Genomic DNA, 20771 nt, shown 5'->3' on the forward strand with positions numbered 1-20771 from the left:
CACGCATATCACGCCTGCGGCGGTTGGCCGTTCGACGCGGTGAGCCCGCCGTCCACCGGCAGGTTGACGCCGGTCACGAAGACCGCGTCTTCGCTGGCCAGAAAGGCGATGACGGAAGCGATTTCCTCCGGCTCCGCGCCACGGCCCAGGGGTATGCGTTCCGCGAATTTTTCCATCAGGGCCTGATCGGCATACATGTCCTTGGTGAGTTCCGAGCGGGTCAGGCTGGGACAAACCGCATTGACGCGCACGCCGTCGCGGCCATGGTCCATCGCCAGCGAGCGCGTGAAGTTGGTGACCGCGCCCTTCGCCGCGTTGTAGAAGCTCATGCGCCAATCGCCGCCCAGTCCGGATACCGACGAGACATTGACGATGCATCCGCGCGTCTTGATCAGTTCCGGCATGGCGGCGCGGCAGCCGTAGAAGACACCGTCCAGGTCGGTGGCGATGACTTTGCGCCAGTCGTCCGGCGACGCCTCGGTGATCGTGCCTTCCACGGCGGTGCCGGCGTTGTTCACCATGACGTCCAGGCGGCCGAAGCGGTGGACGGCGGCCTGGACCATGGCTTCGACTTCCCGCAACACCGATACGTCGGCGGTATGGATGAGTATCTTCGACTCGTCCAGCCCTTCGGCGGCGCGCTTCAGCTTGGACGCCGTGCGGCCGGCGAATACCACGTTGGCGCCTTCCTGGACGAAGCGGCGGGCGGTGGCGGCGCCGATCCCGGATCCGGCGCCCGTGACGATGACGACTTTCCCTGCGAAACGGTTCATGGCGATCTCCTGTGCGATTCGTGGACGGGGCGTCGCTGCAAGCGCCATACCGCGCGCGGTCGCGGGCTGCGCGGGTATCGCCCCCCGTCGACCGGGATCGTTCAGGAAACCGGCAAGCTTTTATGGCTACAATCCGCAGCGACGCGAGGCCGCCGCAATGGCGCTTGTCGACAATCGTCCCCGCGCGTCCATTCCCCCAATAGCCGGTAAAACGAGCCGGAAAACGGCCGCTGCCCCACCGCCATGTCTCCTTCCTCCGCCTTGCCCACGCCTGCGTTGCCTCCGGGACGCGAGCGCACCTTGCTCTGGCTGCTCGCGCTGACCCAGTTCACCATCGTGGTCGACTTCATGGTGATGATGCCGCTGGGGCCGCAGATCATGCAGGCCTTCACCATCAGTCCGGCGGCCTTCGCCGCGGCGGTGTCCGCCTATTCCTGGTGCGCCGGCATTTCCGGCCTGCTGGCGGCGACCTACATCGACCGCTTCGACCGGCGCAAGATGCTGCTGGTGGTGTATGCCCTGTTCGCGCTGTCCAATTTGGTCTGCGCCATGGCCACCAACTACCACGCGCTGCTGCTGTCGCGCGCCTTCGCGGGCCTGACGGGCGGCGTGCTGGGTTCGCTGGTGCTGGCGATCATCGGCGACGTCATCCCGCCGCAGCGGCGCGGCGCCGCGATGGGCGTGGTGATGACGTCGTTCTCGCTGGCGGCCGTGGCGGGCGTGCCGCTGGGCGTGGTGCTGGGCGCGCATTACGGCTGGAGTTCGCCGTTCTTCGAGCTGGTCCTGCTGTCGGCGGTGATCTGGGCGGGCGCCTGGAAGGTGGTGCCCAGGCTGACCGCGCATATCCGGATTCCGCCGGTGCCGCTGTCGCGGACGCTGCCGGACCTGTGGTCCCTGATGCGCGAGCCGTCGCACTTGCGCGGCTTCGGCCTGACGGCCATCGTGATGGGCGCGCACATGATGATCGTGCCGTTCATCTCGCCCTTCCTGGTCGGCAACCTGGGCGTGGAGCCCGAGAATATCTCGCTGATCTACATGGCCGGCGGCGCCGCCACTTTCTTTACGTCGCGCGCCGTGGGGCGCCTGGCGGACCGCTACGGCAAGCGGCAGGTCTTTCGCGCGGCGGCGCTCGCTTCCCTGGTGCCGGCGCTCTTCATCACCCATCTGCCGCAGCTGCCGCTGTGGGCCTTGATCCTGTTCTTCCCGTTCTTCCTGGTCACGGCGAACGCGCGCATGATACCCGTGCAGGCGCTGTTGACGACCGTGCCGGAAGCACACCGGCGTGGCGCCTTCATGAGCGTGAACTCGGCCGTCCAGCAGATCGCGACCGGCACGGGCGCATGGATAGGCGGATTGATGCTGACCACATCGCCCAGCGGCCAGATCTCCGGCTACGGCGTCAACGGGTGGCTGTGCTGCGCCTGCATCGTTTTTTCGATGTGGTGGGTGTCGAAGGTCCGGCCCTACGCCTACGACGCCAGGACGGCGGAAGCGGTGCGCGCGACGTAGGCGCTCCGGATGCGCGTCCGTCCAAGGCCGATCGCGTGCATTCTCGGCCCTTGCCGGCATGCCGTGTGTTCCGTCCGGGCGGCCGCCCTCCACCGGGATCATTATGTGCTTGAGTCTGGGCAACGGTGATTCGGGATAGGCAAATGGGTACGATCGCGCGTCTTCTGATCGTTGTCTTGCTGGCCGTGGCGGCCTGGTGGGCCTGGCCGCGCCTGCCGGACCCCTGGCGGGCGCCCTGGCATATGGCGCGGCTCGCCCTGCGGGAAGCGCCCACGGCCCTGCCCGTGCCGGTCCGCGGCGTAACGCCCCGCCAGCTGGCCGATACCTGGAACGCGGCCCGGTCGGAAGGCCGCAAGCACCAGGGGATAGATATCTTCGCGCGCCGCGGCACGCCGGTGCTGTCCACCACCGAAGGCGTGGTCACCCAAGTGGGAACGAACCGCCTGGGCGGCAAGGTCGTATGGGTCATGGGGCCCGGGCACCAGATGCATTACTACGCGCACCTGGAAGACTATGGCCACGTGAAATGGGGCAGCCATGTCATGCCGGGCGACGTGCTGGGCTACGTCGGCAATACCGGGAACGCGCAAGGCACGCCGCCACACCTGCATTACGGCATCTACCCGCCGGACGGCGCCATCAACCCGTTTCCGCTCCTTACCGCCGGATCAGATCGACATATCGATGGCTGACGTCCGTTCGTCGGCGCGAGGATCGTGGTGGATGCCCTTGCGGACCGCCCACACCGGGTTCACCTGGTACAGCGGAATGATGGCCAAGTCGTCGACGGCGATCTTGACCGCTTCCTGCATCTGCTTTTCACGCGATTTGTCGTCCATCGTTGCCAGGGCCTGCGCGGTCATGGCGTCCAGCTTGGGATTGCTGTAGCGCCCCTCGTTCGCCACGCCCCAGCCCGTCGCGGCGTTGTAGGTGCCGACGACATTCATCAGCCCCGTCGAGGCATCGCCGGCGGAGTTGCCCCAGCCGATCAGATGGATGGCGAACTCCTGCTTGCGGGCGCGTTGCGCGAACACGGCATAGGGCATGGTCGCCACTTCGACGCCCAGCCCGGCGCGCGACCACATCTGCCCGATCGCCTGCGCCACGCGCGAGTCGTTCGGATAGCGGTCGTTCGTGCTGTGCAAGGTGATGCGCAAGCCTTTGGGAAAGCCGGCTTCGGCCAGCAGGCGGCGGGCTTCCAGCACATCGACCTGCGGTACCGGGATTTGCGGATTGTAGGAATAGGCGCCCGGCGGTATCCATTGGCCGTTGGCCGCGGCGCCGCCGTTCATCAGGCGGTCGACCAGCAGTTTGCGGTCGATGGCCAGGGACAGCGCCTGCCGCACCCGCAGGTCGCGTAGCGGATTGTGCGGCAGCGGGGTGCCGTCCGCGGCCTTGATGAAGGCCATATCGTCGTCGCGCGAGACGTTGGGGAACAGGAAAATGGAACGCATGCCCGCGATCTGGTCGACCGTGACGTTCGCCGCCGACTTCAGGTGCGCGATGTCGGCCGTGGGGATCTGGTCGGCCATATCGATGTCGCCCGCCAGCAGGGCGGCGATGCGCGTGCTGTCATTCGCGATGGTGCGCAGCCGTGCCCGCGCCCAGGCCGGCTTGGCGCCCCAGTAATCGTCGTTGCGGATGAAGCCGGCTTCCTCGTTCTGGCGGAAGTATTCGTAGCGGTAGGGGCCGGTGCCGATGGCGGCCTTGCCGCTGTTGTAGTCCTCGCTGGTGGCAGTCTCGCCCACGTGCCGGGAGACGATATAGACCGTGCCGACGCCGCGCGGCAGGTTGGCATAAGGCTTTGCCGTGTGCAGCCGCACGGTCAAGGGATCGATGATCTCGACCTGGGTGATGGCGTTGATGTAGCTGGCGAAGCCGCCGGGCACGTCGCGCAGCTTGATCACCCGATCGATGGTGTAGGCCACGTCTTCAGCCGTGAAGGACTTGCCGTCGTGCCAACGCACGTTCGGCCGCAGCTTGAATTCCCATACCGTATCCGAAATCAGCTGCCAGGACTGCGCCAGGCCCCGCGCGGCCGGCTTGGAGCTCTGGTCGCGTTCGACCAGCTTTTCGTAGATGTGCGACGCGTAGTCGATGTTCGGCTGGGTGTTCGCATAATGCGGGTCGGCCGATGTCGCGGCGGACCGCGTGCCTATGATCAGCGTATCCTTGCGTGCTTGCGCGGATGCCGGTGCGGCCGCGCCCAGCGTGGCGATGGTGCCCGCGGCGCCCAGAAGAAAATCACGTCGGTTCATCGTCATTGCCTGCTTCCCCTTGCTTATGCTGATGCTCGATTCTTATGCGTAATTGCTTATGCGTAATTGCTTATGCGTAATTGCGCGGCAGGCTTTCCATCCAGCTTTTGTGGAAATGCAGCCGGTCTTCGACGCGTATGGACACCTGCACCGCGTGCGTGAACTCCGTTGCCGTGCTGCTGGTCTGGCAGCTGGCCTGCACGTCTATGGCCATGTGCGGATGCGGCGCCCGGTAGCGGACCTCGGAAACAATGGACGCGCAGGCCGGGTTCCGGTTCGATACCGTGTAGTCCGAATGCCGGGTCGTGCCGTTGTCCGCGGCGCCCAGCGTGCAGACCACGGTGTCGGCGGCCAGGTCATGGGTCAGCGTGTAGGTGGCCTTGGGCACTTCCGCGGCCGAGGGCAAGGGATGCGGCGATGCCTGGAAAGCCGGCGCCGGCAGGCCGTCGCCGTTCGCCGCCATGATCGGCAGTTCGATGCGCGATGGGTGCGCCGCCCCGCAATGGATGATGTTCCGTGCATGCATGCCCGTGGGCCAGGCATTCTGGAAATCGGCGCTGGATACGGCAATGCGCAGGCGATGGGACGGCGCGATCTCGTAGGCCAGGTCACGCAGTTTCAGGCGCAGCTCGTAGACCTTGCCAGGTTCCAGCGGGGCGGGCCTGTCGTGGCTTTCCCGGTGCGTCGCCAGGCAGCCCCCGTGGCTGAGCAGCCGCGAGGTCCCGTCGGGCGCGACGTCGCAGATCCTGACGTTGAAATAGGCGACTTCGGCTGAGGACGACACATGCAGCACCGCTTCCGGCTGCCCCAGGATGGACATCGTCCGGTCCAGGGGCATCGTGGTGAAGCAGGCGGAATACGCATCGTCGACGCGCTGGTCGGTAGGCATGCCCCATGGCGATGTGCTGCCCAGGCCGATGCGCCCGCTGGCCATGCCGACGGTGGGGCGGTAGTCGTAGCCGACCTCGCCGTCCGCCGGCGGCTGATGCGCGAGCTTGCCGGCGGCCGCCGGTCCCGGCTCCAGATACAGCGTTTCGGCTCGCGACGCGGCTGGCGGCCATTGCGTGTCGGCGTGCCAGTGTCCGGGTTCGCTCAGCGTCAGCAGCGTGGGCTGTTGCCATTGGCGCACGAACACCGTGACCGGCGGTTCGTCCATGATGCCGTTGTCGATGCCCTTGAGCCAGTAATCGAACCATCGCAGGTATTCAACCCGGGTGTCGATGCGCGGGCCGGGCAATGCGAATTTTTCTTCGGGGTAGTAGTGGCCCCACGGTCCGATCACCACCTTCTTCGGACCTTTCAGCTGGCGGAATGCGTCCAGCTCGGCGTTCGCGTACCAGTCGGCCCAGCCCTCGATCAGGTAGACCGCGCAACCGACCTTGTCGAAGTTGTTCTTGATGCTCTTGCCGCGCCAATATTCGCCATCGGTGTCGTGGCGGAATATCTCCAGGCTCCATGGCGAACTGCCTTCCAGGCGTTCGTTCCAGATGCGGGACCAGTTCGCGCCGACCAGCGCTGGATCGGGTGGCGAGAAGTTGTAGGCGCTCATATTGGGCGCGAAGAATTCGAAACGCCATGGCCGCCGGCAGCCGCCCGGATAGGCGGTGTCCTCGTACATGTCGTTGCTGCCGGATCGTACGATGATGGCCTTGAGATGCGGCGGCGCCTTGCCCGCGACCTGCCATTGCACCGTCGCGCCATAGGACTTGCCGATCATGCCTACCGCACCGCTGCACCAGGGCTGCCGCGCGGCCCATTCGACCATGTCGTAGCCGTCCTGCTGCTCGTCGTCCGAGTAGGCGTCCGAACTGGCGCCCGACGAACTGCCGGTGCCGCGAACGTCGAACTGCACGACCGCATAGCCGTGTTGCGCCAGGTATGGCACCGCGGGCGGAAAGCTGGGCTGGGCGTGGTCCAGGCGGCGGTATGGGTTGTATTCGATGATCGCGGGGAAGCGGCCTTCGGCCGCCGGCCGCGTGATCCTGACATTCAGCTCGACGCCGTCGCGCATCGGCACGCGCAGGCCCTTGATGATGTCGACCGCCATGCCCGCTCCCCTGAGTCATCGTTATGCCGCAATATCGGCGTCCGACTTTAATGGAATTTGCCGGGTTGGCCGACAGATCCCATTTATATCGGCATAAACGTGATCTATGACGGGGGCGGGCTGCTACTCCACTGAGATGCCCACGCGCTGTATCACCGCGCGGTTTCTTTCCAATTCCTGTTTCATGAAGGGCGCGATCTGGGCCTGCTCCATGCGGATCGGCTGGACGCCCTGCTTTTGCATGGCGTTTTTCATGTCGGGATCGGCAAGCGCCGCTTCGATTTCCTTGCGCCTGGCGGCCACTTGATCGGCGGCCAGGCCGCCGGGACCGGCGATCGCGAGCCAGACGTCGACGTCGTATTTCGGCAGGCCGCTTTCACGCAGGGTCGGTACCTGCGGCGCCATGTCGCTGCGGATCGGGCTGGTGACGGCCAGCGCCTTCAGCTTGCCCGCGGCGACCAGGGGAGCCACGGCCTGGGCCGCGACGAAGGCGATATCGAGGTTGCCGCCGATCAGATCGTTGATGACCTGCGTGGATCCTTTGTATGGAATAGGGTTGGTGGTAACGCCAGCCTGTTCCTTGAAGACTTCGCTGGCCATGTGATAGGCCGTCCCTGTGACGACACCTTCCGCCAGGGGCTTGGGCGCCGACCTGGACAGCTGGATGAGTTCGGCTGGCGTGCTGGCGGCAAGGTTGTTGTTGGCAACCAGCATGGCGGGCACGCTGCCTATCATCGCGATGGGCGTGAAGTCGCTGATGGGGTCGTACGGCAGATTCTTGTACAGCCAGGGATTGATGGTGTGGTTGGAGCTGATCACACCCAGCGTCAGCCCGTCCCTGGAGGCGCGAGCGAGCTGGCGCGTGCCGATGGTGGTGCCGGCGCCAGCCACGTTCTCGACCACGATGGCGTGCCCGCTGGCCTTGCCCCAGGGCGCCGACATCGCGCGCGCCAATGCGTCGGACGCCGACCCCGGCGGTGTCGGCACGATCAGCCGAATGGGAGCCGATGTGTCCGCCGCCAGCGCGCTGCCGTGCGCCAGCAGCATCATCAATCCGGCGATGATTCCGTGTATTGGGCGTGTACGCCGCATGTTGAGTACCCCTTGGATCGTTATGGACGGTGAAGATCCCGCGGGCTTATTGTTGGTTGCCGCTCATGGCGCGGCAAGCCACTATTGTTGAGGGGCATCGCAGTGGCGCTAATGCGGACCCTCAGGCATCCCATGCCGCCGCGATCCCCGCGCTGTCGAATAGCGCGTCGCGCTGCTGCGTGAACAAATCGGCTTCTCCACGCAGCCACTCCAGGATGGTGGACGTGTCAGGATGGGTCGGGCTGCCGATGAAACGATACGCCCCCTGCAACCGCACACGGTACGGAAAGGGCACGACCAGCCGACCCTGCAGCAAATAGCCCAGTACCAGCGCCAGCCGGCCCATGGCGACGCCCTGGCCGCCCAAGGCCGCCTGCATCGCGAGCAGCGAATGATTGAACTGCGTGCCCTGGCGCAATGCCCCCGTCGGCAGGTCAACGTCCACCGCCGTCAGCCAACTGGCCCATTCCTCGGTCGGCTCGGTGCCTTCCCAGGGATCGGCCGCATGCAGCAGATGCGCGCCCTTGAGATCGCCGGCTCCTTGCAAGTCGGGATGCGCCTGCATGAAGGCCGGTGTCGCCACCGGCACCAGCCATTCGTCGAACAGGATGACCGCCTTGGCGTCCTGGCTGTCGGGCGGCCCGAACCGTACCGCCGCGGCGATGTTGTCCTGGGCCATGCGGGAAGGATCGACGCGGTCGGATTCGCCGACGATGCGCAGGGCCAGGTGCGGATAGGCGCGGTAGAAGCTTCCCAGCCGCAAGGTCAGCCAGAACATCGCAAAAGACGGCGAGCAGCTGAAGTTCACCGGTTCGCCCATACGGGCGCCATGCAACCGGTGCACGGCGGTCTCCAGGCCACGGAAGGACTCGCGCGTGGCGGCGAACAGCTGTTCCCCTTCGGGCGTCAACGTCAGGCCGGTCTGCGTACGCAGCAGCAGCACATGCCCCAGTCGGTCTTCCAGCTTCTTGACCTGCTGGCTGACGGCTCCCTGGGAGACGTGCAGTTCGGTAGCCGCCCTGGTGAAGCTGCCGCAGCGCGCGGCGGCGTCGAAGCAACGCAGCCAGGCCAGTTCGGATGGCGATAGCGGGGGAGCGCCGCCAGGGTTCATTAGTTTCATTGATGCGTGCCGCACTATTAAGCGCTTGTGATCGACGGTATGCGGGTCAAGAATCCCAACGACCGAAACGCAGGGGATACGAATGCGCGTACTAATAGCAGGATTCAAGCACGAGACCAATACCTTTGCTTCCAACCAGGCCGACTGGGCCGCATTCGAGCGCGGGGAAATGTTCCCCAAGCCGGTGCGCGGACAGGCCATGCTGGAGATGCTGGCGACCGTCGATGTGTCGGCCACCGGCTTCGCCCGGCAGGCGCGTGTACGCGGATGGACCCTGGTGCCCAGCCTGTGGTGCGGCGCCGTGCCTTCTTCCTACGTCACCGATGACGCATTCGAGCGCATCTGTACGTCCATCCTGGAGGACGCCCGCAAGCTGGACTTCGACGCCATCTACCTGGAATTGCATGGCGCGGCGCTGACCGTCTCGTTCGACGACGCGGAAGGCGAATTGCTGGCGCGCATCCGCGCGGTCGTCGGGCCGGACATGCCTATCGTGGCCAGCCTGGACCTGCACGCCAACGTGACGCGCGCCATGCTGGCGCTCGCCGATGGCCTGGTGGCGTTCCGCACCTATCCCCACATCGATTACGTACGGACGGGCGAACGCGCCGCGGAGCTGCTGGATCGATTGCTGCGCCAGGGGCGGCGTGAAACCTGCGTGTCCAGGCGGCTGCCGTTCCTGATCTCGATCAATTCACAGGGTACGGGATCGGAACCGGCCAGGAGCTGCTATGCCCTGCTGGAGGACGTGGACGCGCGATACGGCACGGTGTCGAGCTTCTGCATGGGATTCCCGGCGTCGGACTTCGACGAATGCGGGCCGGTGCTGTGGGCCCACGGCGAGCGGGCGCGCGAGGCCGTCGCGGCCTTGCAGGCCCGGGTGGCCGAACCTTCCCAATGGCGCCTGACGGCGCAGACGGCGCCGCAAGCGGTGGCACGGGCGCTGCGGCGCGCCGCCACCAGCCGGCGGGCGGTCGTCATCGCCGATACGCAGGACAACCCGGGCATCGGCGGCACGAGCTCCACCACCGGCGTCCTGCATGCTTTGCTGGACGCGGGCGCGGGCCGCGCTTTTCCCGGACGGGTGGCCCTGGGGGTGCTCTACGATCCGGCCGCGGCGGCGCTGGCGCATCGGGCGGGCGTGGGCCAGGAGATCCGTTGCGCGCTCGGCGAGTCCGTGCGGACGCCGGCGGGCGCCAGCGAGCCGCCGGTGGAAGGCAGCTTTCGCGTGCTGGCCTTGTCGGACGGCGTGGCGACGTTCAAGGGGCCCAAGATGACCGGTTTCCGCGCCCAGCTCGGGCCCACGGCCTGCCTGTCGATCGACGGCATTTCCATCGTCGTGGCCAGCGGCAGGATAGGCGCGCAGGATCGCGAGCTGTTCCGCATGGTCGGCGTCGAACCGGAGGCCATGAAGATCATCGTGGTCAAGAGTTCGCATCACTTCCGGGCCGATTTCGACAGGCTGGTCGACGATCCGGAAACCGATGTGCTGTTCGCGCTGGCGCCGGGGCTGCTCCTGGTCGATCCTGCCGATCTGCCCTGGAAGAAGCTGTCACCGGCCACCCGCTTGCGGCCGTGAGGTTCACTGCCGCGATGCCCGCGGCCGAGTGGCCGGAAAGCCCGGCGAGGCCGCCCGGCGGCCCCGCAGCAGGCTGGCCATTGCGGCCAGCTGCGCCAGCGCGGCCAGGCAGAACAGCGCCCATGTGCCGCCGCTCGTACGCAGCAGGCCGAACACGGCGGGCGCGAAGGCGTAGGTGGCTTGCGATATCGCGACGATCAGGGGGATCACCTTCTGCGTATCGGCGGGTTGGAAGTCGACCTGGGCGATCAGCGGCGGAAGCGACGTCGCGTTGCCGATGCCGGAGCCGAACAGCAGCAGGCCGGCCCAGCACAGGGCATCGGCCGGCCAGCCGTAATCGCGCAGCGGCATGCTCGCCAGCAGCGCCAGCACGCCGAGCGTCTGCAGGCCGTAGGCCAGCGCGGCGACACGCCGGCGGTCGGCTCCCGGGGGCATCAGGCGGCCGACCGCATAGCGGCCCAGGATGGCGCACGCGGTGCACAGCCCCATCGCCGCGCCGGCCATGCGCTCGCCCATGGTGGGCGCCAGGATGGAGAACAGGTGCGCGATCAGGCCGATCTGCGCGAACAGGCCCAGGGCCATGCCGACGCACAGCGTGGTGAAGCGCTGGTCGCGCCATACGCAGCCGAGAGGCGCCGCGGACGGGTCCGGGGGCCGTGGGATTTCCGTCATTGTCGCGGCGACCGGATTCGTCGTCACGGATGCCGGGGTGGTGGCGGTCGCCACAGCCGCTGGCGCGACTTCCCGCACGCCGTCCACCCGCTGCCCTTTGGATGCCGGCGTGTGCCGAAAGACGCCTAGCGCCAGCGCCGTCACGACGGCGACCATCGCGATCCCGACGGCCGCCGCTGCGCCGCCGAAGCCCATGCGTTCGATCAGCAATACCCATAAAGGCGAGAACAGGACGCCGCCCATGCTGGCGCCGTTGTAGGCCATGCCCAATGCGGCGGGGCGGCGCGCCGCATACCACGGCGCGATCAAGGCATTGACCGCCGCCGCGCCCATGGCCACCCAGCCCGCGCCGCTCAAGGCGGCCGCGGCGAACAGTTGCGCCGGGGTCGCGGCCGCCGACCATCCATATATGCCGGCCGCCAGCAGCGCGGCGCCCAGCACCGTAATACGCGGCACGCCGAAGCGCCGGTACAGCCGGGGAAGATTGGCGACGACCAGGGCGCCGAGCACGAAATGAAAGGTGATCGCCGCGGATGCCACCGCCACGTCCGCGACGCCGCGGCGCAGCACGTCCTGAAGATAGATAGGCGGGCCGTAGAAGCCCACGCCCCAGCCGAACACGGCCAGCAGGAAGGTGGCCGCGATGACCGTGCCGCCGAAAAAAGGATGATGCTTGGCCTCCGTGCCTGGCGTCATGTCTGCCCTTGCCGTGATGTCGAGGCGCCCAGTATGCTGGAACCTCGCATGCATACTTCAGGATGGATCGAATCGTGGAATACATGGACAAGATGGGCGGGCGTCTTGCACGCTCGCCACGCGGCGCCAAGGCCACGGTTCCGGCCGGCGGCCGGGCCACGCCTCGTAAGGTCGCGCAGACCAATGCCAACGCCAACGCCAACGCCAAGGCCAACGCCAACGCCAACGCCAAGGCCAAGGCCAAGGCCAACGCGGCCGCCGATGCCGCGACGGCCGACGTCCAGTTGGCGGCCATCGCCGCCGCGATCGGCGACCCGGTGCGCGCCCGCATGCTTTGCAGCCTGCTCGACGGGTGCGCGCGCACCGCGACCGAGCTGGCGGCGGTGGCCGAGATCGGCGCATCGACCGCCAGCAGCCACTTCACGCGCTTGCGCGAACAGGGCCTGGTGGAACAGGCCACCCAGGGCAAGCACCGCTATTACCGCCTGGCCAGCCGCGACGTCGCCGGCGCGCTGGAAGCGTTGCTGGTGATCGCCGGCGTCAAGGCCACGCCGTACACGCCGACGACGCCGCCGGAACTGCGCGAGGCGCGCACCTGCTACAAGCATATGGCCGGCACGGTCGCCGTCCGCATCCACGACGCCTTCCTGGCGCGCGGCTACCTGCGCAACCGCTCGGGCCAATACGTCCTGACGCCAGCCGGTTCGGCCTACCTGGAAGGGATAGGCATGGACATCAAGGCCATCCGCACGACGCGCCGCAGCTTCGCCCACCCCTGCCTGGACTGGAGCGCCCGCAAACCCCACATCGGCGGCGCCCTGGGCGACGCCCTGCTGGCCCATTTCGTGGCGCGCCGGTGGGTGGAAAAGCAACTGGACAGCCGCGCCCTGCGCCTGACACGCAGCGGCGAGCGCGCGCTGCGGTTCGAGTGAATAGCCGCACGCGCGTTATGCGACTCCGCCGTCCGCCAATTTCGACGGAAACACATCCACCAGCCAGTCGATGAACACGCGCAGGCGCCGGGCGACATAGCGGTTCTGTGGATAGATGACATGAAAGGGGTAGGCAGGCGGCCGCCACTTTTTAAGTATTTCCACCAACGCGCCGCTGCGCAGGGCCGGGCCGGCGGCGTAGGTGAATGTCTGGATGATCCCCAGGCCCGCCAGGCAGGCCGCCAGGTGGGCATTGCTTTCGTTCACGCCCACCTGGTGCTCCCCCTTGATCTCGGTTTTCTCGCCGTTATGCCTGAATCGAAAGGGGACGGCGCGGTTGTTCTGGGTGGAGATGTAGTTGACCAGCCGGTGCCCGTTCTGCAATTCCAGCGGATAGGCGGGGACGCCGTACTGCTTCAAGTAGGCCGGCGATGCGCAGGTCACCATCACGGCATGGCCGACGGGCCGCGCGACCAGCGTTGCGCTGTTCGGTACGCCGCCGCGAATGACGCAGTCGACGTTGTCGCCGATCAGATCGATGGAGCGGTCGGATACGCCGAGTTCGATCCGGATTTCCGGATAGCGGGCAATGAAGTCCGGCAGCAAGGGGATCAGCACGTCGCGAGCGGTGGACCCGCCGACGTCGATACGCAGGCGGCCGCGCGGTTTGCCATGTGCTGCGTTGAAGGAAGCGTCGACGTCTTCCAGGTCATTGAGCAGGCGCGCGGTCTTCGCGTAGTAGTCCTGGCCTTCCGGCGTGACGGTGACGCGGCGGGTGGTCCGCTGCAGCAGCTTGACGCCGAGATGCGCCTCCAGATCCTGTACCAGCTTGCTCAGGGTGGCATTGGGCATGTCGATAGAGTCGGCCGCCCGCGTGAAGTTGCCGGCTTCCACGACCCGGGCGAATGCGCGTATGGCAAGGAGCTGATCCATTTTGATTATCCACGTATATGGATAGTGATTCCATTGTTATCCATTGTTCCATAAATACGAAGCCCCTACAGTCTCTCCATTGCCTGACGACCTACCGATCGCGAATCGCGTCGGAAAGCGCGAAAAGCGCGCGGTCAGGGCCTCCTGTAACCAGCAGAATGGAGCAAAGTCATGAGCAAGCAACTGAACGGAAAGATCGCCCTGGTCACCGGCGGCAGCACGGGTATCGGCCTGGCGGCGGCCCAGGAATTGGCCGCGCAAGGCGCGCGTGTCTTCATCACCGGCCGGCGCCAGGCCGAGCTGGACGCCGCGGTGGCGGCGATAGGCCCGGCCGCCACCGCCATCCGCGCGGATGCCTCCGTCCTGTCCGACCTTGATGCGGTCTATGCGCAGATCGCCAGGACGGCCGGCAGGCTGGACATCCTGTTCGCCAATGCCGGCGGCGGCGACATGCTGCCGCTGGGCGCGATCACCGAGGAACACTTCGACCGCATCTTCGGCACCAACGTGCGCGGCGTGCTCTTCACCGTGCAGAAGGCGCTGCCCCTGCTGGTCGATGGCGCGTCGGTGATCCTGACGTCTTCCACGGCTGCCGTGATGGGCACGGCCAATTTCAGCGTCTACAGCGCCAGCAAGGCGGCCGTGCGCAACTTCGCCCGTTCCTGGGCGCTGGATCTGAAGGATCGGGGCATCCGCGTCAACGTCGTCAGCCCGGGTCCTGTCCGCACGCCAGGCTTGGGCGGCCTGGTTCCTGATGAGGGGCGCCAGGGCCTGTTCGACTACCTGGCCTCACAGATACCGCTGGGACGCCTGGGCGAGCCTGAAGAGGTCGGCAAGGCGGTGGCCTTCCTGGCTTCCGACGCGTCCAGCTTCGTCAACGGCATCGAACTGTTCGTCGACGGCGGCATGGCGCAGGTCTGACCGTCGCGGCGTCTGGCATCCAGGGGGGAGCCGGGGCGCGCATTGCGATGCCCGGCTCTTCTCCCGGCCAGGATGGCCGGCCCGCTGCCGCCATCAGGCCTGCTGGCGCAGCGCCTGGGCGATGGCTTCCCCGACCAGGCCGCCCGATGCGGGATTCTGGCCAGTGATCAACCGCCCATCGACGACCAGCTTGGGCTGCCACGGTTCGACCGATTCGTGGATGGCGCCTTCCGCGCGCAATGCGCTTTCCAGATCGAACGGCACGTCGCTTCTGGCGTAGCCGTCTTCCTCGGCCGTCGAGAATGACGCCAGCCGGCGGCCGCGAACGAGGGGGCTGCCATCGGGCAGGGTGACGCCCAGCAGCGCGGCGGGGCCGTGGCACACGGCTGCGACGATCTTGCCGCCATTCCAGGCGCGCTGGACGGCATCCTGGATCTCCGGATTGCGCGCGATATCGACCATGGGGCCCAATCCGCCGGGAAAGAAGATGGCGTCGTAGTCCAGTACGTCCACTTCGGAAAGCTTCCTGCTGTGCGCCATGCGGCGGTACGACTTGCTTTCCCGGAAGGCGGCCTGCGCGGCGTCGTTGGCGTCGAAGCCGTCTTCCGGCGGCTTTCCGCCCGACAGCGACGCGTATTCCACGGCGATGCCAGCCTGGTCGAGCGCTTCGAAGGGGTGGGCGATCTCCGGAAAGAAGAATCCGGTGGCGCGATGGTTGGGGCCGATCTCCGCGGCGTTTGTCACAACGAAAAGTACATGTCGAACGGTCATGGCAGGCTCCTGTCTGGTTGAACGTAGCCCCTGCTTCGGGGAATGAAGGCACTTTAGATAAATCGCCGTTCGCCCGGTAGCACCGCTCGGATTGACGTATTGGATTATAAAATTGGACAATGCTCGGTCACGATGCACGCAGGGAATGGCATGAGCGGTACCTCACCGATACTCGACGAGCTGCGCGCCATGGCGGTCTTCGCGACGGTCGTCCGCTGCGGCAGCTTCGCGGCCGCGGCCCGCTCGCTCGGCCTGACCCGAGCCGTGGTCAGCCATCACGTGCGCGCGCTGGAGCTACGGCTGGGCGTACCCCTGGCGCAGCGAAGCACCCGAAGTTTCAGCCTGACGCCGGCGGGCGACGCATTCCGCGTGCACTGCGAGCGCCTGCTGGATGAGGCCTCCGACGGCATACGCGGCATGGAGCTGCTGCGCGCCGAACCGCGTGGCGAAGTCCGCCTGACCTGCTCCCATCACTTCGGCCACAAGCGTGTCCTTCCCGCCTTGGTCGAGTTTCGCAGGCGTTATCCCGCAATACGCCTGCACGTGTCGATGAGCGACGCCAATGTCGATCTGGTGCAGGCGGGTGTGGAGCTGGCGGTGCGCGCGGGTCCGTTGCCGGACTCGGACCTGGTGGCGCGTGCGTGGGTGCGGGAGACCACGATGCTGTGCGCCTCGCCCAGCTATCTGCGCCGGCATGGAACGCCGGACACGGTCGCGGATCTGGCGCAGCATCGCTGGGTCATTTATCCGCCCAGCCAGCGATCCGTCGCGGTGCGGACGAAGCAGGGGCGTGTCGACGTCCCGGTGCAGGGCGATATCGTCACCGACAGCGCGGCATCCCGCCTGGCTTTCGTGCTGGCCGGGGAAGGCATTGCCCGGCTACCGGCCTACGACGCCGCGGCCGCGCTCGCCGCCGGCGATCTGGTGCGCCTGTTGCCTGACGTCGAAACGCCGCCTTTGGATATCTTCCTGTTGCATGCCAGACGAATCGGGCCGAGCGCCCGTCTGCTGCGGGATTTTCTTCTGGACGCCGCGAAGGACTAGAGATGCTGGCGCCAGTGTGGCCAGCGGCTGGGTTGGCGGCGCAGCGCAGCCGGTTCGCGGCTATGCCTGCCCATGCATATGGGTCAGGACCAGCGCGGTCGCCGCGGCGCGGGTTTCCACGCCCAGCTTCACGTACACGTGCTCAAGATGCTTGTTGACCGTGCGCGGACTCATGCCGAGGATGTCGCTGATGTCGCGATTGGTTTTGCCCTTGGCCAGCCAGAGCAGGACCTCGTGTTCCCTGGCCGTGAGCTGATACGCCACGGCCAGCGATGAAGCCGGTGGAGGCGGCGCGCAGCGCTCGTCCATCAGCAGCACGTGCTCGCCGGGCTTGCGGGACACCGTCAGCCGGATGCGCAGCTCGCGTTCGCCCGTGCGGCGCAGGAAGGTGGGCGCTTCCCCGTCGGCGGCGCCCCCCGCGCCCGGCACGCCTCCCGCGGGCAGGGCCGCGCTCGCGAGATGCTGGGCGATCCATTTCGACACCGGCGCCGGCAGGCCATCCTCGTCGTCGTCGCCAAAGAACTCCGTCAGCCACATCCGCGCCTTGGCGGTCTTCCACGTGACCGCGCCGGCGTCGTCCAGGACCACGACCGCGTTCGCCACCGCATCCATGGCATTGATGGCGACCGACATCATGCGGGCATTGCGCAGATGGGCCTGCAGCCGGGCCAGCACGACATTCGTATCCAGCGGCTTGACGACATAATCGATGCCGCCCGCCTGGAAGCCCCGCACCACGTCTTCCGGCTCGGTCAGGCCCGTCATGAACACGACGGGAACGTGGCCGGCGGTGGGATGGGCCTTGATGCGCCGGCAGGTCTCGAAGCCGTCCATGCCCGGCATGACCGCGTCCAGCAGCACGATGTCCGGCACCACGAAGTCCAGCCGCTCCAGGGCGGAATGGCCGTCGGTGGCGACGATCACCATATAGCCGGCGTGGTCCAGCGCCTCGGACAGCATCTTCAGGTTGTCCGGGGTGTCGTCCACGAGCAGGACCAGATTGTTAGCGGACGGCGGCGACATGGTGCTGTAGATGTTCCTTGAGCAAGGCGTTGTACTCGGCCAGGCGGAAGTCCTGCGCCAGCGTGGCCAGGTGATCGATGAGGGGCGCCGTGTGCGGCGCGCGTGCGCGGATCTCGTCCAGGCGGGCGAAGATGCCCTTGATATAGCCCATCGCGCCCAATTCCAGCAGCGATTCGGCATCCTCCCTATCCAGCGCCACGCCGCGCAGCGTCGCCATCGTGGGCTGGGCCGCCGTCGCGAAGGGGCGCACGATCCACTCCAGCCGCAGGTGCAGGCCGATCTTGGCCAGCAGTTCTTCCAGCACGACCGGCTTGACCAGCCAGTCGGTCAAGCCGCATTGCACGGCCTCTTTCGGATCCACGCCGTAGGCGTTCGCCGAGACGATGATGACCGGCACGCCCACGCCCTGGTCACGCAGTAGCCGGCAGACCTCCCACCCGGCCAGGCCGGGCATGGAGACGTCCATCAGGATCAGCGCCGGCCGCAGCGTGTGCACGCAGGCCAGGCACTCCTGCCCGTTGCCCGCTTCGAGGACGTCGAAACCCAGCGGCTCCAGCATGTCGCGCAGGATGCGGCGCTGCGAAGGCTGGTCGTCCACCACCAGCACCGCGCGGCGTTCGCCGGCATAGCCGACGATGGCGCCCGCCGGCCGCATATCGCTGCGCGGCGAGCGCACTTCCGGCAGGAACAGCTTGAGCGTGAAAGCGCTGCCGCGCCCGACCTCGCTGCGCACCGTCAGCTCGCCGCCCATGATGCCGGTCAGCATGCGGCAGATGGTCAGTCCCAGGCCCGTGCCGGTATCGGCCTGGTCGGCGGCCGCCCAGCTGCGTTCGAACGGCATGAAGATCCGCTCCAGGTCCTCCGGCGGGATGCCGGCGCCGCTGTCCTCGACCTCCATCTGCACCATGTCGGCGGCGTAGCGCACGCGCAGCGCCACGTGGCCGACGCGGGTGAACTTGACCGCGTTGCTCATCAGATTGATCAGGATCTGCCGCAGCCGCTTTTCGTCGATGTGGACGATCTTCGGCAGGTTGGTGGCCACCTCGTAGTCGAAGCGCAGGCCCTTGAGCGCGGTCTGCGGCTGGAACATCTTGACGATCTGCTCCAGGAATTCCGGCAGGCGCAGCTCGGCGTTTTCCAGGCGCAGCTTGCCGGCCTCGATGCGGGCGATATCCAGCAGGCCGTCGATCAGCCCGATCAGGTGCTTGCCGCTGCGGTGGATGACGTCGATGGCCTCGCGGCGGGCCGGGGGAATGGCGGCGTCGCGCTGCAGGATCTGCGCATAGCCCAGGATGCTGTTCAGGGGCGCGCGCAGTTCGTGGCTCATGCCGCCCATGAAGCGGCTCTTGGCCAGATTGGCGGCCTCGGCGGCTTCCTTGGCCTTCTGCAGCTGGGCGTCGGTCTGGCGGTGGGCCTCGATCTCGTGCAGCAGCAGGTTGGTCTGGCGGTCCGACTCTTCCTGCGCGACCTGGCGGCTTTCGTTGGTCAGCACCAGCCACCATGCGGCCACGCCGCCCACCAGCAGCAGCGCGGCGAACAGCTTGAGAAAGGTAGCCCGCAGCACCGTGGTGTCGGCGCCGACCTGGCCGAAGGTCACGGCTTCCTGGTAATAGATCAGCGCCAGGATGGCCGCGAACAGCCCGCCTATCATGCCGATCACCACCAGGTAATGCGCCAGGCGGTTATGGAACAGGGGCGTGGCGGCGCCCGGCAGGATGCGCCGCAGCGCCGCGCCCAGCTGGTCCTGCAGGCGCGCTTCCGTCTTGCAGCGGTCCTGGCAGCGCGCGTCCAGCGTGCAGCACAGGGAGCAGATGGCGCCGTTGTAGGCCGGGCAATGCGCCATGTCCTGCGCTTCGAAGGGCTTGGCGCAGATCACGCAGGTCAGGCCGGCGCCGTGGGCGCGCAGGTCCTGCGGCTGGCGGGCCAGGTAGTAGCGGCCGCGCGTCGCCCAGGCGATCGCCGGCGCGGCGATGAAAGCGGCCAGCAGGGTGATGAAGGGCGACAGCGCCTGCACGGTGGCGCCGGCCACCCCGCTATAGGCGGTAAAGGCGATCGCCATCGAGATCAGCATGCCGCCCACGCCCACGGGGTTGATGTCGTACAGATAGGCGCGCCGGAACTCGATGCCGCGCGGGCTCAGCCCCAGGGGCTTGTTGATGACCAGGTCCGCCACCAGCGAGCCTATCCAGGCGATCGCCACGTGCGCGAACACGGCCAGCACGTGTTCGAGCGCATCGAACACCCCCATTTCCATCAGTCCGATGGCGATCAGTACGTTGAAGACCAGCCACACGACCCGGCCAGGATGGCTGTGCGTGATGCGAGCGAAAAAGTTCGACCACGCCAGCGAGCCGGCGTAGGCGTTCGTCACGTTGATCTTCACCTGCGAGATGACGACGAACAGCGTCATCGCCGCCAGTGCCAGCCCGGGATTGGAGAACACGTAGCCGAAGGCGTGCAGGTACATCTTCGTGGGGTCGGCGGCCTTGGCGGCGGGGATGCCATGTTCCAGCGCCAGCCAGGCCAGGAAGGCGCCGCCCAGCATCTTGGCCGCGCCAGGCACGATCCAGCCCGGGCCGGCGCAGAGCAGGGCGGTCCACCAGCGCACGCGGTTGGCGGGGGTCTTCTCCGGCAGGAAGCGCAGGAAATCGACCTGTTCGCCGATCTGCGTGATCAGCGACGCGGCCACCGCCGCCCCCGCGCCGAACATCAGCAGATCGAAGCCGCCGGGCCGCGCCAGGCCGGTGCCGGCGTGGCGGCCGGCGAAATCCATCAGCCCGCGCAGGGCGTCAGGATCCTTGTACAGGATGAACGCATAGGGCAGCACCAGCAGCAGCAGCCACACCGGCTGCGTCCACGATTGCAGCCGGTTCACCAGCGTGATGCCGTAGGTGACCAAAGGGATGATCACGATGGCGCAGGCCATATATCCCAGCCATAGCGGCAGGCCCGTGCAGACCTCGATGGCCAGCGCCATGATGGCGGCTTCCAGCGCGAAGAATATGAAAGTGAAGGACGCGTAGATCAGCGACGTGATGGTCGAGCCGATATAGCCGAAGCCGGCGCCGCGCGTCAGCAGGTCCATGTCCAGCCCATGCCGCGCCGCGTAGTAAGCGATGGGCAGCCCGGTGAAGAAGACCAGCACGGCCACCGCCACGATGGCCCAGAAGGCATTGACGAAGCCGTAGTTCAGCGCCAGCGTGCCGCCGATGGCTTCCAGGGCCAGGAAGGACAGGGCGCCGATCGCCGTATTGGCGACGCGGAACTCCGACCATTTGCGAAACGACAGCGGCGTGAACCGCAGCGCGTAGTCTTCCAGGGTCTCGTTCGCCACCCAGGTGTTGTAGTCGCGCCGTATCTTGACGATGCGTTGAGGTGCGCCGGCATCCACGCTTGAAGTC

General features: G+C 67.0%; 16 protein-coding genes. 6 read left to right on the forward strand and 10 right to left on the reverse strand.

All coding sequences use genetic code 11. The features are described 5' to 3' along the window. Positions 1–8: 8 nt before the first annotated feature. On the reverse strand, positions 9–773 hold the full coding sequence (locus CAL26_RS02920) for an SDR family NAD(P)-dependent oxidoreductase (protein WP_094845408.1): 765 nt from the start codon (positions 771–773) through the stop codon (positions 9–11). Positions 774–1016: 243 nt separating this feature from the next. Here CAL26_RS02920 and CAL26_RS02925 point away from each other — a divergent pair, with 243 nt between their 5' ends. Both CAL26_RS02925 and CAL26_RS02930 read left to right on the forward strand, forming a co-directional pair. Beyond that, complete coding sequence (locus CAL26_RS02925) at positions 1017–2282, forward strand: MFS transporter (RefSeq protein ID WP_094845409.1); 1266 nt, start codon at positions 1017–1019, stop codon at positions 2280–2282. Positions 2283–2425: 143 nt separating this feature from the next. Beyond that, entirely contained in the window at positions 2426–2974 is a 549-nt protein-coding gene (locus tag CAL26_RS02930) for a M23 family metallopeptidase (protein ID WP_179283232.1), read from the forward strand. Here CAL26_RS02930 and CAL26_RS02935 read toward each other — a convergent pair. From CAL26_RS02935 to CAL26_RS02950, 4 genes are all read right to left on the reverse strand, one after another. Beyond that, on the reverse strand, positions 2951–4540 hold the full coding sequence (locus CAL26_RS02935) for an ABC transporter substrate-binding protein (RefSeq protein ID WP_218831499.1): 1590 nt from the start codon (positions 4538–4540) through the stop codon (positions 2951–2953). The two genes, CAL26_RS02930 and CAL26_RS02935, sit on opposite strands and share 24 nt — an antisense overlap. 70 nt (positions 4541–4610) lie before the next feature. Then, positions 4611–6587, reverse strand: a complete 1977-nt coding sequence (locus CAL26_RS02940; RefSeq protein WP_094845411.1) for a CocE/NonD family hydrolase — start codon at positions 6585–6587, stop codon at positions 4611–4613. A 123-nt stretch (positions 6588–6710) separates the two neighbouring features. Then, positions 6711–7679 (reverse strand): Bug family tripartite tricarboxylate transporter substrate binding protein, encoded by a 969-nt coding sequence (locus CAL26_RS02945; protein ID WP_094845412.1) that lies wholly within the window; start codon positions 7677–7679, stop codon positions 6711–6713. Positions 7680–7800: 121 nt separating this feature from the next. Continuing rightward, positions 7801–8799, reverse strand: a complete 999-nt coding sequence (locus tag CAL26_RS02950; protein WP_256987920.1) for a LysR family transcriptional regulator — start codon at positions 8797–8799, stop codon at positions 7801–7803. A gap of 82 nt (positions 8800–8881) precedes the next feature. On the opposite strand from CAL26_RS02950, the gene CAL26_RS02955 reads away from it, so the two are divergent. Then, on the forward strand, positions 8882–10378 hold the full coding sequence (locus CAL26_RS02955) for a M81 family metallopeptidase (RefSeq protein ID WP_094845414.1): 1497 nt from the start codon (positions 8882–8884) through the stop codon (positions 10376–10378). A 3-nt stretch (positions 10379–10381) separates the two neighbouring features. On the opposite strand, the gene CAL26_RS02960 is transcribed toward CAL26_RS02955, so the two are convergent. After that, positions 10382–11746 carry an MFS transporter gene (locus tag CAL26_RS02960; RefSeq protein ID WP_094845415.1) on the reverse strand — a complete coding sequence of 455 codons (1365 nt, stop codon included), beginning with the start codon at positions 11744–11746 and terminating at the stop codon, positions 10382–10384. A 284-nt stretch (positions 11747–12030) separates the two neighbouring features. On the opposite strand from CAL26_RS02960, the gene CAL26_RS02965 reads away from it, so the two are divergent. Continuing rightward, positions 12031–12678 (forward strand): ArsR/SmtB family transcription factor, encoded by a 648-nt coding sequence (locus tag CAL26_RS02965; RefSeq protein WP_256988034.1) that lies wholly within the window; start codon positions 12031–12033, stop codon positions 12676–12678. Between the two features lie 15 nt (positions 12679–12693). On the opposite strand, the gene CAL26_RS02970 is transcribed toward CAL26_RS02965, so the two are convergent. Further along, complete coding sequence (locus tag CAL26_RS02970) at positions 12694–13611, reverse strand: LysR family transcriptional regulator (protein WP_094845416.1); 918 nt, start codon at positions 13609–13611, stop codon at positions 12694–12696. A gap of 171 nt (positions 13612–13782) precedes the next feature. Between CAL26_RS02970 and CAL26_RS02975 the strand changes: the two genes are divergently transcribed. Continuing rightward, on the forward strand, positions 13783–14532 hold the full coding sequence (locus CAL26_RS02975) for a glucose 1-dehydrogenase (protein WP_086063261.1): 750 nt from the start codon (positions 13783–13785) through the stop codon (positions 14530–14532). Positions 14533–14625: 93 nt separating this feature from the next. Here CAL26_RS02975 and CAL26_RS02980 read toward each other — a convergent pair whose 3' ends face one another. Further along, on the reverse strand, positions 14626–15303 hold the full coding sequence (locus CAL26_RS02980) for a type 1 glutamine amidotransferase domain-containing protein (protein WP_094845417.1): 678 nt from the start codon (positions 15301–15303) through the stop codon (positions 14626–14628). Between the two features lie 150 nt (positions 15304–15453). Between CAL26_RS02980 and CAL26_RS02985 the strand changes: the two genes are divergently transcribed. After that, entirely contained in the window at positions 15454–16347 is an 894-nt protein-coding gene (locus CAL26_RS02985; RefSeq protein WP_094845418.1) for a LysR family transcriptional regulator, read from the forward strand. A gap of 60 nt (positions 16348–16407) precedes the next feature. Here the strand turns inward: CAL26_RS02985 and CAL26_RS02990 are convergent, their stop codons facing one another. Further along, positions 16408–17370: a response regulator transcription factor gene (locus CAL26_RS02990; protein WP_094845419.1), complete on the reverse strand. Its 963-nt coding sequence runs from the start codon at positions 17368–17370 to the stop codon at positions 16408–16410. Continuing rightward, positions 17351–20761 carry an ATP-binding protein gene (locus tag CAL26_RS02995; protein WP_094845420.1) on the reverse strand — a complete coding sequence of 1137 codons (3411 nt, stop codon included), beginning with the start codon at positions 20759–20761 and terminating at the stop codon, positions 17351–17353. Before CAL26_RS02995 ends, CAL26_RS02990 begins: the two co-directional genes overlap by 20 nt. Positions 20762–20771: the final 10 nt, after the last annotated feature.

Origin of the sequence: Bordetella genomosp. 9 (genome assembly GCF_002261425.1) — a bacterium.
GTDB lineage: Bacteria > Pseudomonadota > Gammaproteobacteria > Burkholderiales > Burkholderiaceae_B > Bordetella_C.

Bases quoted from the DNA above. Each gene is read 5' to 3' on its own strand.
- CAL26_RS02940 (WP_094845411.1), bottom strand. From the start codon at position 6,587: ATGGCGGTCGACATCATCAAGGGCCTGCGCGTGCCGATGCGCGACGGC.
- CAL26_RS02970 (WP_094845416.1), bottom strand. From the start codon at position 13,611: ATGGATCAGCTCCTTGCCATACGCGCATTCGCCCGGGTCGTGGAAGCC.
- CAL26_RS02985 (WP_094845418.1), top strand. From the start codon at position 15,454: ATGAGCGGTACCTCACCGATACTCGACGAGCTGCGCGCCATGGCGGTC.
- CAL26_RS02930 (WP_179283232.1), top strand. From the start codon at position 2,426: ATGGGTACGATCGCGCGTCTTCTGATCGTTGTCTTGCTGGCCGTGGCG.
- CAL26_RS02945 (WP_094845412.1), bottom strand. From the start codon at position 7,679: ATGCGGCGTACACGCCCAATACACGGAATCATCGCCGGATTGATGATG.
- CAL26_RS02955 (WP_094845414.1), top strand. From the start codon at position 8,882: ATGCGCGTACTAATAGCAGGATTCAAGCACGAGACCAATACCTTTGCT.
- CAL26_RS02920 (WP_094845408.1), bottom strand. From the start codon at position 773: ATGAACCGTTTCGCAGGGAAAGTCGTCATCGTCACGGGCGCCGGATCC.
- CAL26_RS02975 (WP_086063261.1), top strand. From the start codon at position 13,783: ATGAGCAAGCAACTGAACGGAAAGATCGCCCTGGTCACCGGCGGCAGC.
- CAL26_RS02950 (WP_256987920.1), bottom strand. From the start codon at position 8,799: ATGAAACTAATGAACCCTGGCGGCGCTCCCCCGCTATCGCCATCCGAA.
- CAL26_RS02925 (WP_094845409.1), top strand. From the start codon at position 1,017: ATGTCTCCTTCCTCCGCCTTGCCCACGCCTGCGTTGCCTCCGGGACGC.
- CAL26_RS02960 (WP_094845415.1), bottom strand. From the start codon at position 11,746: ATGACGCCAGGCACGGAGGCCAAGCATCATCCTTTTTTCGGCGGCACG.
- CAL26_RS02980 (WP_094845417.1), bottom strand. From the start codon at position 15,303: ATGACCGTTCGACATGTACTTTTCGTTGTGACAAACGCCGCGGAGATC.
- CAL26_RS02990 (WP_094845419.1), bottom strand. From the start codon at position 17,370: ATGTCGCCGCCGTCCGCTAACAATCTGGTCCTGCTCGTGGACGACACC.
- CAL26_RS02935 (WP_218831499.1), bottom strand. From the start codon at position 4,540: ATGAACCGACGTGATTTTCTTCTGGGCGCCGCGGGCACCATCGCCACG.